The sequence below is a fragment of the Ignavibacteriales bacterium genome (genome assembly GCA_020635255.1).
Lineage (GTDB): Bacteria > Bacteroidota > Ignavibacteria > Tepidaquicellales > Tepidaquicellaceae > JAEYVS01.
This window is the reverse complement of the sequence record JACKAC010000001.1, coordinates 702,383-718,638: the sequence shown is the minus strand read 5'-3', so window position 1 is coordinate 718,638 and position 16,256 is coordinate 702,383. Positions and strand designations below refer to the sequence as shown.

At 36.1% G+C, this 16,256-nt stretch carries 12 protein-coding genes and 1 tRNA gene; 10 read left to right on the top strand and 3 right to left on the bottom strand.

Going from position 1 to position 16,256, the window contains the following annotated elements:
• The first annotated feature begins 185 nt into the window (after positions 1-185).
• From raiA to H6614_03205, 8 genes are all read left to right on the top strand, one after another.
• Positions 186-515: a ribosome-associated translation inhibitor RaiA gene (gene raiA, locus H6614_03240; GenBank protein MCB9242663.1), complete on the top strand. Its 330-nt coding sequence runs from the start codon at positions 186-188 to the stop codon at positions 513-515.
• An 11-nt stretch (positions 516-526) separates the two neighbouring features.
• Entirely contained in the window at positions 527-1,567 is a 1,041-nt protein-coding gene (locus H6614_03235) for an HPr kinase/phosphorylase (protein MCB9242662.1), read from the top strand.
• A gap of 32 nt (positions 1,568-1,599) precedes the next feature.
• A complete protein-coding gene (locus tag H6614_03230; GenBank protein ID MCB9242661.1) occupies positions 1,600-3,405 on the top strand; it encodes a hypothetical protein in 1,806 nt (601 codons plus the stop codon).
• 28 nt (positions 3,406-3,433) lie between these two features.
• Positions 3,434-4,453 (top strand): ABC transporter permease, encoded by a 1,020-nt coding sequence (locus tag H6614_03225; GenBank protein ID MCB9242660.1) that lies wholly within the window; start codon positions 3,434-3,436, stop codon positions 4,451-4,453.
• A gap of 13 nt (positions 4,454-4,466) precedes the next feature.
• Positions 4,467-5,585, top strand: coding sequence for an ABC transporter permease (locus H6614_03220; protein MCB9242659.1), 1,119 nt, complete (start codon positions 4,467-4,469; stop codon positions 5,583-5,585).
• 80 nt (positions 5,586-5,665) lie between these two features.
• On the top strand, positions 5,666-5,893 hold the full coding sequence (locus H6614_03215; GenBank protein MCB9242658.1) for a DUF2795 domain-containing protein: 228 nt from the start codon (positions 5,666-5,668) through the stop codon (positions 5,891-5,893).
• A 94-nt stretch (positions 5,894-5,987) separates the two neighbouring features.
• The gene (locus tag H6614_03210; protein MCB9242657.1) at positions 5,988-8,024 is read left to right on the top strand and encodes a BamA/TamA family outer membrane protein; all 2,037 of its coding nucleotides are present in this window, start codon (positions 5,988-5,990) and stop codon (positions 8,022-8,024) included.
• 10 nt (positions 8,025-8,034) lie between these two features.
• On the top strand, positions 8,035-9,120 hold the full coding sequence (locus tag H6614_03205) for an AAA family ATPase (GenBank protein ID MCB9242656.1): 1,086 nt from the start codon (positions 8,035-8,037) through the stop codon (positions 9,118-9,120).
• On the opposite strand, the gene H6614_03200 is transcribed toward H6614_03205, so the two are convergent.
• The 3 genes from H6614_03200 to H6614_03190 are packed head-to-tail and all read right to left on the bottom strand — an operon-like array spanning position 9,109 to position 15,128.
• A complete protein-coding gene (locus H6614_03200) occupies positions 9,109-10,500 on the bottom strand; it encodes an Ig-like domain-containing protein (GenBank protein MCB9242655.1) in 1,392 nt (463 codons plus the stop codon). The genes H6614_03205 and H6614_03200 overlap by 12 nt on opposite strands.
• Before the next feature lie 9 nt (positions 10,501-10,509).
• Complete coding sequence (locus H6614_03195) at positions 10,510-14,649, bottom strand: HAMP domain-containing protein (GenBank protein ID MCB9242654.1); 4,140 nt, start codon at positions 14,647-14,649, stop codon at positions 10,510-10,512.
• 29 nt (positions 14,650-14,678) lie between these two features.
• A complete protein-coding gene (locus H6614_03190) occupies positions 14,679-15,128 on the bottom strand; it encodes a DUF4783 domain-containing protein (protein ID MCB9242653.1) in 450 nt (149 codons plus the stop codon).
• Positions 15,129-15,400: 272 nt separating this feature from the next.
• Here H6614_03190 and H6614_03185 point away from each other — a divergent pair.
• Together H6614_03185 and H6614_03180 are read left to right on the top strand one after the other, a co-directional pair.
• Positions 15,401-15,474, top strand: a tRNA-Met gene (locus H6614_03185).
• Positions 15,475-15,583: 109 nt separating this feature from the next.
• Positions 15,584-16,252: a TetR/AcrR family transcriptional regulator gene (locus H6614_03180; protein ID MCB9242652.1), complete on the top strand. Its 669-nt coding sequence runs from the start codon at positions 15,584-15,586 to the stop codon at positions 16,250-16,252.
• The last annotated feature ends 4 nt before the right edge of the window (positions 16,253-16,256 follow it).

Here is a 16,256-nt window from a genome sequence, read left to right as displayed (position 1 = left end):
AACTAATTTTAATAAATTATGAAGTATATTTAAGTTCTTTCTGAAATTTGTTAATTAATTGTAAAATTAGTAATGAATTAGTGAACTCTTTTGCAAATTTATTGATTGATTTTGTATAGAGAGTTTTGCATATTCGCAAAAATGTATAGTTAAAATCTTGTTAATTGCTAATAAAACCCGTTCTAATGAAAATCAACATCACTTCACGCCATTTCAAGGCAAACGACACACTTCAGGAATACGTTAAGGGAAAATTAGAGGATCTATCAAAGTATGATGAAGCAATCCTTCATGCAGATGTGATATTATCTTTTGAGGATTCAGCGAACAGCGTCCAAAGGTGTGAAATCATACTAAAGCTAAGGGACAAAACCCTAACTGCAAAAGAGGATTCAGATGACTTTAATAAATCCGTAGATATGGCAGTAGAAAAGATAGAGACCCAGGTACACAAATACAAAGATAAACATAAAACCGAAAAGTATTCGGATAAAGACGTTTATAAAACAATTTAACTAATAGTTAATTGAGCGACAGATTTAAGAATCTTAAGGAGATAAAGAAAGATTCAATAAGTGTAGATTTCTTTTACAATGAGTGCAAAGACAGGTTTAAGATAGAGAAAGTTACGTCAAAGGAAATCAATCCTGAAAAACTTATAGTAGAAAAAGATATCCACAGACCCGGTCTTGCTCTGGCTCAATATTACGGAGTTTTTACATTTAGAAAAGTTCAAGTATTTGGAAATACTGAAATAAAATTTATCGAGGATCTTCCCGAAGCTAATAGGCTAGATGTACTAAAGAAATATTTTTCTTACGATATTCCCTGTATAATAATTACTAATGACAATCCTATTCCGGAAGACCTGCTCATAATGGCAGAGGAAAGAGATATCCCTGTATTCAGGACACCACACCCTACAACAAAAATAGCGTACTTTATTAGTGATTTTCTAGATGATCAGTTTTCACCGCAGGCAGTCATACACGGTTCATTTGTCGATGTGTATGGTGTTGGTGTGCTTATAGTCGGTAAATCTGGAATAGGTAAAAGTGAAGTTGCTCTTGATCTGATAGAGAGAGGGCACCGGCTGGTAGCAGATGATGTAATCATTGTTTCCAAAAAGCAGGAAAGCATTTTAATAGGCTCTGGTACGTCACTTGTTAAGCACTTTATGGAAATACGGGGACTTGGAATAGTCGATGTAAAATCTATGTTCGGCATAAGATCTATCCGATTCCAAAAGAGAGTTGAAGTGATAATCGAACTCGATCTTTGGGATCCATCTAAAGAGTATGAAAGGACCGGACTGAATGCTATTCTGACGAATATACTGGACATAGAGGTAGAACTTATTAAACTCCCTATATTCCCAGGAAAGAATATAACAGTAATTGCTGAGGTCATTGCGTTAAACTATCTGTGTAAGCATTACGGGTATGATCCCGCAAAGGAATTACAAAGAAGGCTTTCCGATAAAATAAAATCAAATACTGAAGAAAGCAACAATTTGGGAAAAATACTCGAAAGAAATATAGAATACTTCGAGCACGATTTTGAATAAAAATAAACCATAAATAAAATCAAGGATTTGTCATGAAAAAGAAATTTTTGGTATTAGCTATTTTTGCACTCGCCCTAACTTTCATGTTTTCTTCTTGCGGAAGACAAAAAAATGAAGAAAGTAAAAATACTGAAACCAATAATATTGAGACACCCCTTATGCCTCCTGATATCGATGGGGCTGTTTCGGGTGACTGGGTCATACAGCAGGAGCTTGCTGACGCAGAAAAGCTGAACCCACTGGTTTCAAACGATGCAACCGCAACGGAAATCGATAATTACATTTTCGATGGACTTCTGGATGTGAACAGGGAGACCTATGAGCTATATCCCGTGCTCGCAAAGACGCTCCCTGAAGTTAGCGAAGATAAGTTAATCTACACATTCGATCTTAAGGAAAATGTTAAATTTTCCGATGGCCATCCGATGACGGGTGAAGATATTATTTTCAGTCTTAAAATAATTAAGAATCCCTTTACCGATGCCCAAGCATTAAGGAACTACTATATTGATATGAAAAAGGCTGAACTTGTTGACGGCAATCCATATAAAATAAGGTTTACTATGGCTAAACCTTACTTCAAGACTGATTACTCATTTACAGATTTAAAGGCAGTACCAAAGCATCTTCTAAATAAAGACGGACTTGCTGATAAGTTTACCTTTGAGGATCTGGAACAAGCCTCAACAAATCCAGACCCAAAGAAATTTGCCGATATGCAGAATTTTGCGGATTTCATAAATTCACAAGAAGTATCACGTGACCCAAAATATGTAGTTGGCACCGGTCCTTACAAACTCGAAAGCTGGGTTACAGGACAGTCAATTACTTTAGTGAGAAACGAAAACTATTGGGATAAGGAAAACATACCTCAATACCCCAATAAACTAATATTCAAAACTATACAAGATCCCACAGCAGCTTTGACAGCTCTGAAAAATGGTGAAATAGATAATATGAATATTTTTAAGGTAGAAGATTTTGTTGAAGGACTTAAAACACCTGAACAGTATGGGCTAAGAAAGAGTCTTGTCGGAAGACCAACATATGCATATCTTGCATGGAACGAAAAAAGTCCTTTATTTTCAGATAAAAAAGTACGTCTTGCCCTTGGACATCTCATCGACAGACAAGCTATTATCGACAAACTATTATACGGGCTGGCTGTTCCTATCCAATCTCACATATATTATAAAAGTGATGATCTAAATAAAAACCTCACGCCAATAGACTATGATCTAGAAAAGGCAAAGCAACTTCTCAAAGAAGCTGGTTGGGAGGATACTAATGGTGACGGCATCCTGGACAAAATGATCGACGGAAAGAGGGTAGATTTTAAATTTACCTTTATGAACAATCAGAACGCTCAAAGAAAGCAGGTATTGCTGGTAGTAATAGATGCGCTTAAAAAAGCTGGTATAGAGGCTGACATTCAGGATTACGAATGGTCGGTATTTCTCGATAAGCAGTCAAAACATCAATATGATGCAACATATGGAGGATGGGTTCTCGGAGACGGCCCATCCGATCCTTACCAGATATTTCACTCATCTCAGGCAAATGATGAAGGAAGCAATTACATATCCTATAACAATCCAGAAAGCGATAAGATAATCGAGCAGATAAGGGTTGAATTTGATCCTGTAAAAAGGAAAGATCTGATAATGAAATGGCAAGAAATCATTTACGAAGATCAGCCTTATACATTTCTCTGGTCACCAGTGGGAAAGTATGCAACAAGCGAAAGGTACAGAAATACCAGATGGTACGCTCACTCATATCCGAATAGAAGTAACGAATGGTGGACGAGTTCTGCAGATCAAAAATATAAAGAGTAATTCTATAATTTTCAAATAAACTCCTAGAATGGGTACATATGTTTTAAAAAGAGTCCTATTATTTATCCCAACTTTTATAGTAATTACTATAATAACATTTTTGATATGCCGTCTTGCACCGGGTGACCCTGTGGAGATGAAGGTTGGCGGTAATACCCAGGAAGGTATGTCTGCCAACAATAAGAATGTAATAAACGAACAAGCAAAGAAATTTTACAAAGAGAAATTTGGCCTTGATAAGCCTCTCCCAATGCAATATTTCATCTGGATGGGAAATATGATGACGGGCGATTTTGGCAAGTCATTTAAAGATGACAGACCGGTATTAGATAAGATAGTAGAGCGATTACCTATTTCAATCGCACTTCAACTGAGTTCATTTATACTTATTTATTCGATAGCAATCCCGATCGGAATATTCAGCGCCGTAAAACAAAATTCATTCTGGGACAAAGCTTCGACGGTTATATTATTTATTCTTTATTCGCTTCCAAATTTTTGGGTAGCAACACTTGCAATCGTATTCCTGGCAAACTCAGAATACATAAAAATATTTCCGACCTCTGGTATACAGTCGCTCACCTATAACTACATGAGCACATTCGGACAGATATGGGACAGGATTTGGCATTTCATTCTCCCCGTCACAATCCTAAGCCTGGGAAGCTTTGCCTTTCTTTCTAAACAAATGAGAAGTTCAATGCTTGAGGTAATAAGACAAGATTATATAAGAACGGCAAAGGCAAAAGGACTTTCGGACAGGAAAGTGGTTTACAAACACGCTCTTAGGAATTCATTGATCCCAATACTTACCATTCTCGCAGGTATTTTACCTGCCATGGTAGGCGGCAGTTTTATTATTGAAACTATCTTTTCCATTCCAGGCATTGGACAGCTTGGAATCCAGGCAATCTATGACAGGGATTATCCCCTGATAATGGCACTACTGGCAATTGTATCGGTTTTGACAGTAATAGGAGTGCTAATTGCCGACATTCTTTATGCTGTCGTCGATCCTAGAATTGCATTTAGTAAGAAAACCTCATAAAGCAAAACTACAAATGCCGGATATAAATAATATAGGAACAGAAGAAAACACAATTATTCCAGCTTCCGAAAAAGAAGCGCTTGCAAAGAAGAAAGAGGAATTTCATAAACAAGAGCAATCGGGTGATTCCTATACACAGCTTGTCAAAAAGCAATTTAAAAAGAATAAACTCGCCGTAGCATCCGTTTACCTTGTATTCTTTTTGGTCCTTGTAGCTATATTCGCCGATTTTCTTGCGTATGAAAAACCTTTGTACGTTGTTTACAAAGGTGAGACCTATCTCCCTGTATTCAAGGATTATATGGTCGATCTAGGGCTATCAAAATGGGAACCTCCAGATCTTTACAACATTGACTGGAAAGAACTGGACGATGCTGGTAAGCTTGAATCCGTGGTATGGGCGCCGGTACCTTATGGACCTAACGAGATAAACCTTACTACAAGGCTTCTCAGTCCGGGTGGTGACCACTACCTTGGAACTGATGCAATAGGCAGGGATCTACTTGCTGGATTGATACACGGTTCAAGAATTTCACTCTCGGTAGGTTTCGTGGCTGCGGGAATTGCTGTTTTGATCGGTGTGATCCTAGGTTCATTTGCAGGATATTACGGTGGGAAAGTAGATCTTATAATCTCAAGGTTTATTGAAATAATGCTGAACTTCCCTACCTTTTTCTTAATAATAGTAATAGTAGCGATATATGGTTCAAGTATATGGTTTGTAATGCTTGCCATAGGTTTCACAACATGGACAACTGAGGCAAGACTAATCCGAGGAGAGATATTGAAAGTTCGTAATATGGAATATATACTGGCAGCAAACTCTGTTGGACTGCCAAACGGACGCATAATCTTTAGACACGTTCTCCCAAATTCAATTGCACCGGTACTTGTATCAGGGGCATTTGCTATAGCGGGTGCAATTATCCTAGAAGCAGGACTTAGCTTTCTTGGAGTAGGTGTCAGTGCAACAACGGTAACCTGGGGCTCCCTAGTAAATGAGGGAAGGGTATCTACCAATGCATGGTGGCTCGCGATATTTCCCGGTTTAATGATATTTATTGCAGTAGTTTCATATAATCTGATTGGAGAAGGTTTAAGAGACGCATTAGACCCAAGATTAAAAGATTGACAAATAAGGGAACTTATTTTATATTGTTGTTTTTAAAAAGAGAAAAACATTAAATTTATTTCCTGAGGAGGAAAAACTAAATGGTTTGGACGTTGGAACTGGCATCATTTTTGGACGATGCGCCATGGCCTGCTAATAGAGATGAGTTAATTGATTATGCGGTTAGAACAGGTGCTCCAAAAGAAGTTATAGAAAACCTTATGGAGCTCGAAGATTCAGATGAACCATATGAAAGTATAGAGGAAATCTGGCTTGATTATCCTACCGATGAGGACTTTTTTTACGACGAGGAAAGCAAGGATTTCTAATTCTTTAGCAAAATAAAATTATCGAGACTCAATAGTATATCTCTATTGGGTCTTATTTTTTATAAATTTGCAGTAAAATGTTAATAACCGAAGAATGAAGCCGCTTTTACTTATTAAATTACTTTTTTTAAATTTCATTATTTGCGGCATTTCATTTGCTCAGGATGAACCACCCGAAGAGACTCAACCCTGGGAAGTATCTGACGTTAAATTTTCATTTCTTAAAACCCAGTCCTTTAAATCCGAACAATTAGATGCAATTATCTCTGCATCATCCGGGACAGATCTAAATATTAATACGGTTATCAATGATATGATAACTCTAAAAAAGTTTTATTTCGATAACGGATATTTCAATGCCATTGTCGATTCGGCTCTTAACTATAATACTGAAGATCACGAGGTAGTAATAGTATATACCATAATAGAAAATGAGCAAAGCCATTATAATGAGATCTTATACGAAGGGCTGGATTCACTACCTCAAAATTTAACGGATTCTATATATATTCCCGGACTAGGAAAGCGCCAGATGCTAATATCTCCGGGAAAATCCTATTCGCGGGCTGATATAAATCTAGAGATAGCAAGAATACTCACACTCCTGCAAAACAACGGATATGCATTCGCAAAAAAAAATGAAGTAAAGGTAATTAATATATTTTCAACCAATCCAAATCTGAAAAATACGGTCGATATCAGGATATATTTCTCGACCGGAACATTATCTCGCTTCGGTAAAACAAATATAAAGTTAACAGGCAACCGTTACGGGATAACACCCGATTATATAAGACGAAACTTTGATTTCAAAGAAGGAGAGATATATTCGAAAAGAAAAGTAGAGTCTACTACAAAAAAGATACTCTCCAATGCAATAATAGAATCCAGTACGTTTAATTTTGACTCAACTACTGACTCTACAAGCGGCATAGTCGATCTTGTACTAAACGTAAGTATTAGGAACAAATATGAACTTACCCCGGAAATTGTCGGTTACGAAATAGAAAACCGGTTCTACGGTGGTTTGGGTCTAAGCTTTTATGACAGATTCTTCCTCCATGGAAGCCGTGTCTTTAATGCTTCAGTAAGAGGTTTGGTACATGACATTCGCTATAACCGGATTGAAAACATTGTACAGGTTTCCGAATCGTATCTCTTTGGAAATCCAAATCTAGCAGGGAACTTAAGACTTGGACTTACCTTTCTAAACATAGACAGCGCAGGAGGATATGAAATATCAGCTAAGGCAAGCGTTTCCTATGACCTCCCCTCATTTACTTACATTAATAAATTAATCTTTTCATCAGACATCTTAAGTGATCATATAAGAGTTGATTTTACAGATACAACAAACACAACCTATAAACTTAAAATTAACAGTTTTTTATCTTCCTTAGCAGTATCAGCAATTCACTACGGAATAGACGACCCTGTATTTCCAACCAAAGGATTCAATCAAACTTTTACTGCTCAAGAGGGAGGATTGCTAGGTCAATTACTTCAAAATATCCTTAGCATTAATGTTTTCAAATTTGTAAAAAATACAGTTTCGAATAAAATATTTTTTAACTTTTCAGATGATGTGCGATCCAAGTCAGTTCTTGGTGTTAAATTTAACCTTGGTGTAATATTTGAAACTGGTGATAATGATATTGTGATTGATACAACTGAAACTGAGGCTAACCTGATTATACCTTACGCGCCAGAAGACCTTAAATTTACAGCGGGCGGAGGAATAAATAACCGGGGCTGGCGAGCTCAGACATTAGGGTTTGTTACAAGTCAATCTGAAGGTGGTAACTTTTCTATCGATGGTATGTTTGAGCAAAGATTTCGACCATTTATTAACTCATCAAATACCATAATAAAGGATCTTGGATTTGTTTGTTTTCTTGATTATGGGAATGTGTGGGAAAATGTAAGTGATTTCAGACTCGATCAGATAGCAATGTCGACCGGATTTGGAATCAGGTATTATACGATAATAGGAGCAATAAGGCTCGATCTTGGACTTAAGCTGTATGATCCTAATCCGGGTCATGTCGGTGTAACAAATTGGATATGGCAGACCGGGGCTAATCTTAATGACAAGTATACTATACAATTCGGAATTGGCAATACATTTTAATTAATAAGGTATGTTCGAAAACATTGTTGGGCAGGAACGTGTAAAAAGGATCCTTACGAGTATTCATAAGAGCGAAAGGCTGGCTCATGCTTATATTTTTTATGGAAAGGAAGGCACCGGCAAGGATGCAGCCGCTATAGAGTTTGCCCGATTAGTAAACAATGAATCCCCCGACACCAATATGTTCCGGACTGAGAGCATTAATTTTATAACTGCTCTTCCTTCAGGCAATGATTCAGATGAAAATGAAGACCCATTACTTAGTCTAGACCCAAAAGATTTCGATCTGTACAGGGAGGAAATAGGCAAGAAATCAGCAGACCCATACTATAAGATATCCATCCCCAGAGCAAATAATATAAGAATAAACAGTATCCGTTATGTAAAGAAGAATATCTACCTAACAGGCAGAGAAGGGAAGAAAAAAATATATATATTTTCCGAAGCGGATAAAATGAGCCCGCAAAGCGCTAATGCTCTATTAAAGATCCTTGAGGAACCGCCAAGAAATTCATTACTAATACTCACAACTTCACGTTTAAATTCTTTGCCTCCAACTATAATAGGCAGGTGTCAGTGTATTAAGTTTGACGATATTCCACCCAATGAGATTGTAAAATACATAGTAGAAACTTATAACGACGTTTCTGAAGAGGAAGCACTTCTGTATGCAAATCTATCGGAAGGAAGTATATCGGTTTGCAACTCCATATTAGAAAACAATACACTGGAGCTGAGAGAAAAAGTATTATCAGTGTTATTGTCTCTTCTGGCAGGGAAGACTCTGGAGCTTTCCGATGAGATCAGCTCAGTAACAGCTATTAAAGATAAGGAATTGTTTAAAAACTTCCTGGCAATAATGCTATTATGGTTTAGAGATCTGTCACTGGAAAGAAATTCAAATGAAAAATTTATAGTGAATATGGATAAGTTAGACCGTATAAAGAAATTCAATTCTAAATTCGCATTTGATTACTATGAAGTTGTATTATCAATAGAAAATGCGATTCGTGAGATAGATATGAATATAAATAAGGAACTTATTATGTATAATCTGTGCTATACACTAAAATCACGGATAAAGCTAAAAGGTTAAGAAGACATTATCTACACTCCACGTACCCCTCACCTTAAGATCAGTAGAATAAACTATAAATCTTTCCGCAGGTTTAAATGGTTTTAATTCTCCTCCAAAGTATCTTCCATCATCATCTTTATCTATAAATGCGAACATCGTATATATGCCCTCGGCAACAGATGGGAAATTAAAATTGGCATTACCGTTCACTCTGGTAAAATAATTAATAAATTTATTATTATTGTTATACAGTCTAACAACGACCTGATTCCCCGCCTCAGGCACACCTTTAACATTCCCGTTCACCTTTCCTATCGAACTCTGATCTAATATTTTGAATACCAATCTATAAAAGTATTTTAAAGAAGTATTCTCCAGATCGAAGTCTATCTGCACAGTAGAACCAAAACGAAATTTATCTACAAAGAACATCTCGAAAAGTGAATCATTCAACCAATTAAAGACAGGTTTGTAGATCTCTCCCGAAGCGGTGTCTTTTACTAATACACTACCGGTTATTTCGCTCCGAGTAAGCTTGTTGTTCGGTAAATAAAAATAAAATGTGTAATCGGGCGGTATTTCACTTTTACTGCTAGAAATAGATGTATAAATATACTTTGCGGTGTCTGGTGTAAGCAAACTGAGGAAATCTGCGCTCCCGATTTCAGGAGCGAACTCTTCCATAAGGAAATCCACGCCTTTCACCTCATCTAGGTCGCTTACGACATAATCAGCTGAAGTCATATATATGTCATCAAATTCGCCATTAAACAGAAGATTCCTGTCATCATCCTTCAAAGCAAAAAGTCGATATTTACCGTCCGGCAGATTCAGAAATGAATATTCCCCATTGGTATTAACTTGCGAAATGAAGTCCGCGATCTGTGTTTTCGGATCCGGTTCGTCAGAGCCATGCAATTTATAAGCTAATATTACTACACCAGCGTATTCTTCAGAATAAACTTTCCCGAATAATTTTCCTTTATCAATAACGGGTCCTGTGGAAAATGCAAACTGTATGGGTTCATTAAGCTTATTTCCCCTTCGTACATCCTTTAACTCTTTTCCAATATAAACAGTATAGGTCTTATTCGCCTCCAGACCGTCAGTAAAAACAATTTCTACGTCCTTACCACCATAGTTAATCTCGATATCCGATTTAGGTTTTGGAGAAATAAATAATGCATCTTGAAAACTCCTCCTGTCAATATACTCATCAAACTCAATTCTTATAGAGTTACCCGAAAAATTAACCGAATTAGGCTTGGGAGAGATATTTATTACAACCGGAGGAGTGGTGTCCTCATCACCTCCCGGAGGAGGTAATTCATTTGCACATGAATAAAGCAATGAAGAAAGGATAATTAATATTGCTGGGATTATATTACGTTTATGCAAACTTATAGATTATTGTTTGTAAATATTGAAACGCAGAATAACTTTTGTTCCTGAGCCGGGACTGCTTTCATAAGAAATCTTTGCTTTCATATCATCTATGGATTTCTTTGAAATAGCCAACCCCAAGCCCATACCTGATGACTTTGTAGAAAAATTAGGTTCAAAAAGATTTTCCAAAACGTTTTTGTCCATACCAATACCATTATCCTCTATTTCAAAATAAATATGATTCTTCTTTAAATATGAAACTACACTAATCATTCCATCACCCTCTATTGCCTGCACGGAATTCTTTATTATATTCTGGAATACTCTATTCATTTCTTCCCTATCCGCGAGAACCTTTGGAATATGCTGATCTAATTCGGTATTAAACTTAATATTTGGATGATTTTTATATAATGATATTACTTCCATCATAATTTTGTTTAAGTCGAGAGGCTGATAATTTCTTCTCGGAAGCTTTGCGAAATTTGAAAACTCGGTAGCTATTCTATTTAACTTATCAATCTCGTTAATGATAAGCATTTTTGTTTTTTCCAAAACCACTGGAAATTCACTTTTACCGTTGTCTTTGTAAACATTAACCAAATGCTGGATAGATAACTTCATCGGTGTAAGCGGATTTTTGATCTCATGCGCAACTCTTCGGGCTATATCACGCCATGCGGCTTCCCTTTCAGCCTTTTTGAGCTCCCGCTTGGAACGTTCCAATTCTTTAGTCATCTTATTAAAAGAAACAACAAGTCCCTGCAACTCGTCTTTGGACGATATTTTCAATTGTATACCGCTTTGCCCTCTGGAAAGCTTCTCAGTTGCCTTTTGCAATTCTAGAATAGGTTTTGAAATTCTATCTGTCAGGAAGCTCACAAGTATGAGTGAAATAATTATTACAATAAAATATATACCAAATATAAACGTAAGAGTCTCAGTTAATTCTTCATTTATTTCACTTTGCTTATAAACAAGCTGTGATGATATAATTCCAACAATATTATTCTTTGGATCTTTGTATGGTTTATAAGCAACAAGATACGAGATCGTACCCTGGTTCTGAGTTTTCAGAAAGAGGTCTTTATTAAGGAAATTAATATTATAATTTGCCTCAGCATCAACTCGAGTATCAAGCAAATCGGACTTATAAAGCTCCTCATTAGTCGTCGATATCAATTTATTCTTAATGTATAAATTAAAATTCTTATCGGTCCTGGACAGATTGCCCTTTAAGAAATCGCGCTGCAATAAACGCAGACTATCCGGATCTGACACAGTTTCATCGATTATTTGTTTCCCTTTGAGGCTCTCCGAGAGAATGTTCAGATCGGATATAATTTGATTTTGTAAGTTGGAATCATTCTTACTAATTATAAATCCTCTTGTGTAGATCGCCAGCAGGATTATAGGGATAACCGAGACAAGGAAAAATGAAAAGAAAAGCTTCTCGCGGAAATTGAGCCAGAATCTTCTATGTTTAACTATGTAGTAAATACCAAACCCAAGATAAAGAACTACATAAACAAACACAGAAAATATGATAAACTTTAGGTAATAGAATACTGTAACACGTAAATCATCCCTCTTCAAACTAATTGAATATATCCTTTCATATATACCTTCTTCATTATTACCCGTCTCAGCCATTATATAATAGGATCTGTATTTTTCATTATTAAAATTCTCGATACGCCATTCAGAATTATTCTCGCTGTTCTTTATGTATTCCTTGAAAATATTAAGAGAACTAAGTCCGCTGACCGCAAGGTCCTTATTAGTAGTACTCGCAACCTTACCATTTATATACTCTGTGAATACAGGTCTTGAGATTAGCTTGTCGAGGAGATTATCCTTTGTATAACTTTTGAATATATCCAGCGATGATTGAAGAAGGAAATTCCTGGATTCGTAGCTAATTCCGATAACCAGATAACCGATCACTCTTGCAAATCGGGTATTTCTGAGATCAAGTTTTTGGATCGGAACTATTCCGACGAAGAACTTACTTAGATCATCTTTTAAAACAGCAATATTATCATAAATAAAAGGTTCATTTCCTTCATCTTTTGAATATTCTTCCTCTTCTTCAAATTCTCCCTCATTCTCCGTAGACAGACTGTCAAGTGACTGCTTCTCATAATGCATAATCTCGCCGGGACGGACAATATATCCCTTATCGAAGAAATTTATTTTTAAAAAAGAAAGAACCGAGTCAGTATTTAGTTTTGACTCATTAATATTAAAATCACTTACAACATCTTTATTGGTATCAAGTACAATCACGGTTGAATTAAAGTTTTCAGTATTGAGCTTACTGTCAGCCCAAAGATAAAATGCCAGTCTCGGAAGTTTATTCTTATCCCTTATATTATCCTCAATCTCTCTATTCTCGGATAGAGTAACCAACTCTGAATTAAGGGTAAAATTAATTCGCTCTTCCTGATTCTCAGACAGTTTATCACCCAAAATCTCTACAAACTTAGTCTCCTGCGAGGTTATATTATCGAGAGTTATAATCGGAATGGTTATGATACATAGCAGGAGTATGAATGACAAATTTTTTAGACTGTAGAAACTATAAGTTATATCTTTCTGCGACATCCTGGTAACATAGTATCCGAAGGCAAAGACAAGTATAATGATGGCAACTCTGTACCAATAGGATACTCCGAAGTCAAACTCAAATGTCTCAAGAATTTGATTTACAACAAGAAAGATACAGAGATACACAAAAGGTATAAAATGTGAAAATCTTTTACCGGCTAGGATACCATTTACCCGAAAAATGAGATGCAGAATTATGGAAATAGTTAGTACATAGAAACTGAATGACAGTATAAGTAATACAAGCTGTAATGAAAATAATTCAAGACTAGGAATGATCCTGCTATTATCAAGGAATTTCAAATTTGAATCGAATATAATACTCTGAATAACTGCGCCAAAGATCTTGAAGAGAGCGAAAAAAGAAACTAATAATAAGATAAATTTTAAAATGAAGGAAACCCATCGTAATTTTTCTTTACTATCAGTAATCTCTTTAAGAGTAGTTTTGTAATTATTATATGCTATAGAAACTGCATAAACAGAATATACAAGCAACAATAACGAAGTAACAATTAATTCACCGATTGATTTAACAATTCCAAAACCAAACTTGGAGGCATAATAATCAGGAGAAAATATCTCGCTGTCAAAAGTGCTTGATGGAAAACCAAACTGGAGCCACAAATACCTAATCAAAATCAAGAATAGAGCGAAGAGAATAAGTTTTGTCAATCCTGAAGCAGTAAAATCGAGAAACCGGATGAAGAGGAAAATCATTATTATGGATAAAACAAATATCAGCCCGGATGATATTCTTTCTGCTGTAACCGCTAATTCTCTAGAGTGGGTTATCTTGTCATATTTTGGGATCAGAATCTTCCCTATGAGTGTTTTTTGCACTCCGTAAAGATCCACTTCCGAATTTTCCTGCATACTGAGAGAATCAACAAAAAGGTACCCTGTAATTGTATTTGCGGGTATGACTTCTACCTGCACATTGAGCTTTTCTTCAATATCACTGGTTAGTCCCGACCTCTGGAAAAAACGGTTTCGTATCTGATACTGTATATCAACTAAAGCCGCCGTAAGCACAACCCCTACTACCCTTCCTTCATCAGGTTCACGTACAGGACTATATACAATAAGATATGTATAGAAACCAACTTCTTTGACAACAGAAAGTTTTTGTCCTTTAAGTGCCTTTTGCAGTATAACATAATCGGGTCTAAGCTGACGCCCTTCATAAGCAACTAGTTCCAATCTCGAATTGTAAACCTCTACATTATACGAAGATCCTATATTTAGATTTTCTATCTCTTCGAAAACTTTTTTAGTCTCGTTTCTCGTTAAGCTTTGCCTTAAAGACTTATTCCAGGTGATGTTGTCGGATATAGATTCGAGGGTTTGCTGATATGAAGTGAAGAGGGAGGATACCGTTTGTATCTCTAAATCTGTCTTTTCTTTATAAATATCCTGCCAATCATTGTCGAGCCGGTTTTCCATAAAATCGGACGCCACATCAATTAGCAAAATCCATCCAATAATGGCAACCGAAATTATTACAAGGATCTTAGCCCGGCTGTCAAAGAGAGATTCTATTTTTTGCATATTAAAGATTCTCACGCCGTGACAAGCTCCTAATTTATATTAACCTGATCAATCAACCATTTCTTGCCCTTATATTTCAACGAGACTGATACTTTGAGCTTTCGTTTACCCATTCCAACATTATAATTACACGATCCTAATGCAAATGCGTATTTCGTTTTTCTGTGGGACATCGAGTAACTGAAAGCATATGGTTTAAAATAATCGAGATAATCCAGAATTATTAATTCAGCCTGATCTGAGCTGTAATATCCCCTGTCTTTACTAATAATATTCAAATATACTTCAGTATCGAAGTAGAGGTTAATGAAGTTTATATTCCTGTTATTAAGTCCCTTTAATATATCCTCGAAAGCTTTTTTGCATAGGAAATACTTAATTCTTACCTTTTCATCCCGGTATTTCTTATCCTGCCACCAGTCGTCATTTTGCGCCTGAAGAGGTCCCAAAAATGAAGAAATAAATAAAAATATCAACAAAATCCTTAAATGCACCTGTGAATCCTAAATTAGAGTTTTGTTTTAAATTAAATAAATTAGGCTCATTAATCAATTTATATAAAGTGTTTAAGGGCAATTTGTTCCCATGAAAGTAGGGTGCCCGTTGCGCACTGCTTACGGCAGTGCTGGTCAGGCGGAGCCGGACTATGACCTGCGGTCATGCAACGGGCACCTTTGGTTTACCTATGAATTTTACATTGAATAAAATCTGCTAAAATAGTAAGTTTGTTGTTTCCATGTAATGGGAATCTGCCGGGGTAGCTCAGCTGGTTAGAGCGTCGGAATCATAATCCGTAGGTCGGGGGTTCAAGTCCCTCTCCCGGTACAAATCAAACGTTTTAGAATACCTAAGTCCTGCAAAATATAACTTGATAGTATAAGTTTTTCTCACTAACTTGGAAACTGAAAAAACCAATATAGTTTCCCAAGTCCAAGTGAGCGAAGTAGAAGCACCCCAAATAGATCAAGAAAGAAATCGAATTCTGAATTACGCAATTAGCAAATTTCATGCGGAGGGATTTTATAAAACCAGTATGGATGAGATTGCGCGCGATCTTCAGATGAGCAAGAAAACAATTTATAAATATTTCCAATCCAAAGAGATCTTGCTGGAGGCTGTCGCGGGTTGGTTAATGAGTGAATCTAAAGATCACATAGATTCTATTTTATCTTCAAAGGAAAGTGTAGTTGTTAAGTTCACTAAGATTATTAATATCTACAATAGTAAAGTTCTTAAGTGCAGTGATAAATGGTTTACTGATTTGCAAATACACGCACCAAGACTATGGCAAAAGATTGATGAGTTTAGGACAAATAGAATCTACCAGGTATTATCCGAGCTCATTGATGAGGGAAAAAATGAAGGACTCGTAGATAAAGAAATCCCAACATGTGTAATTGTTTCAACGTACAATTCAAGCATGAGATCCATGATTAATTATAAATTCCTATACGAAAATGACATCTCTGTTAATGATGCTGTGAATCATGGTATGCAATTACTACTTAATGGAATTCTCACCAAAAAAGGAAGACAGCAATTCGCCCTAAACAAAATTAATTTAGAACAAACGGTCAGAGAGTACTATAAATTTGACACGTAAAAAT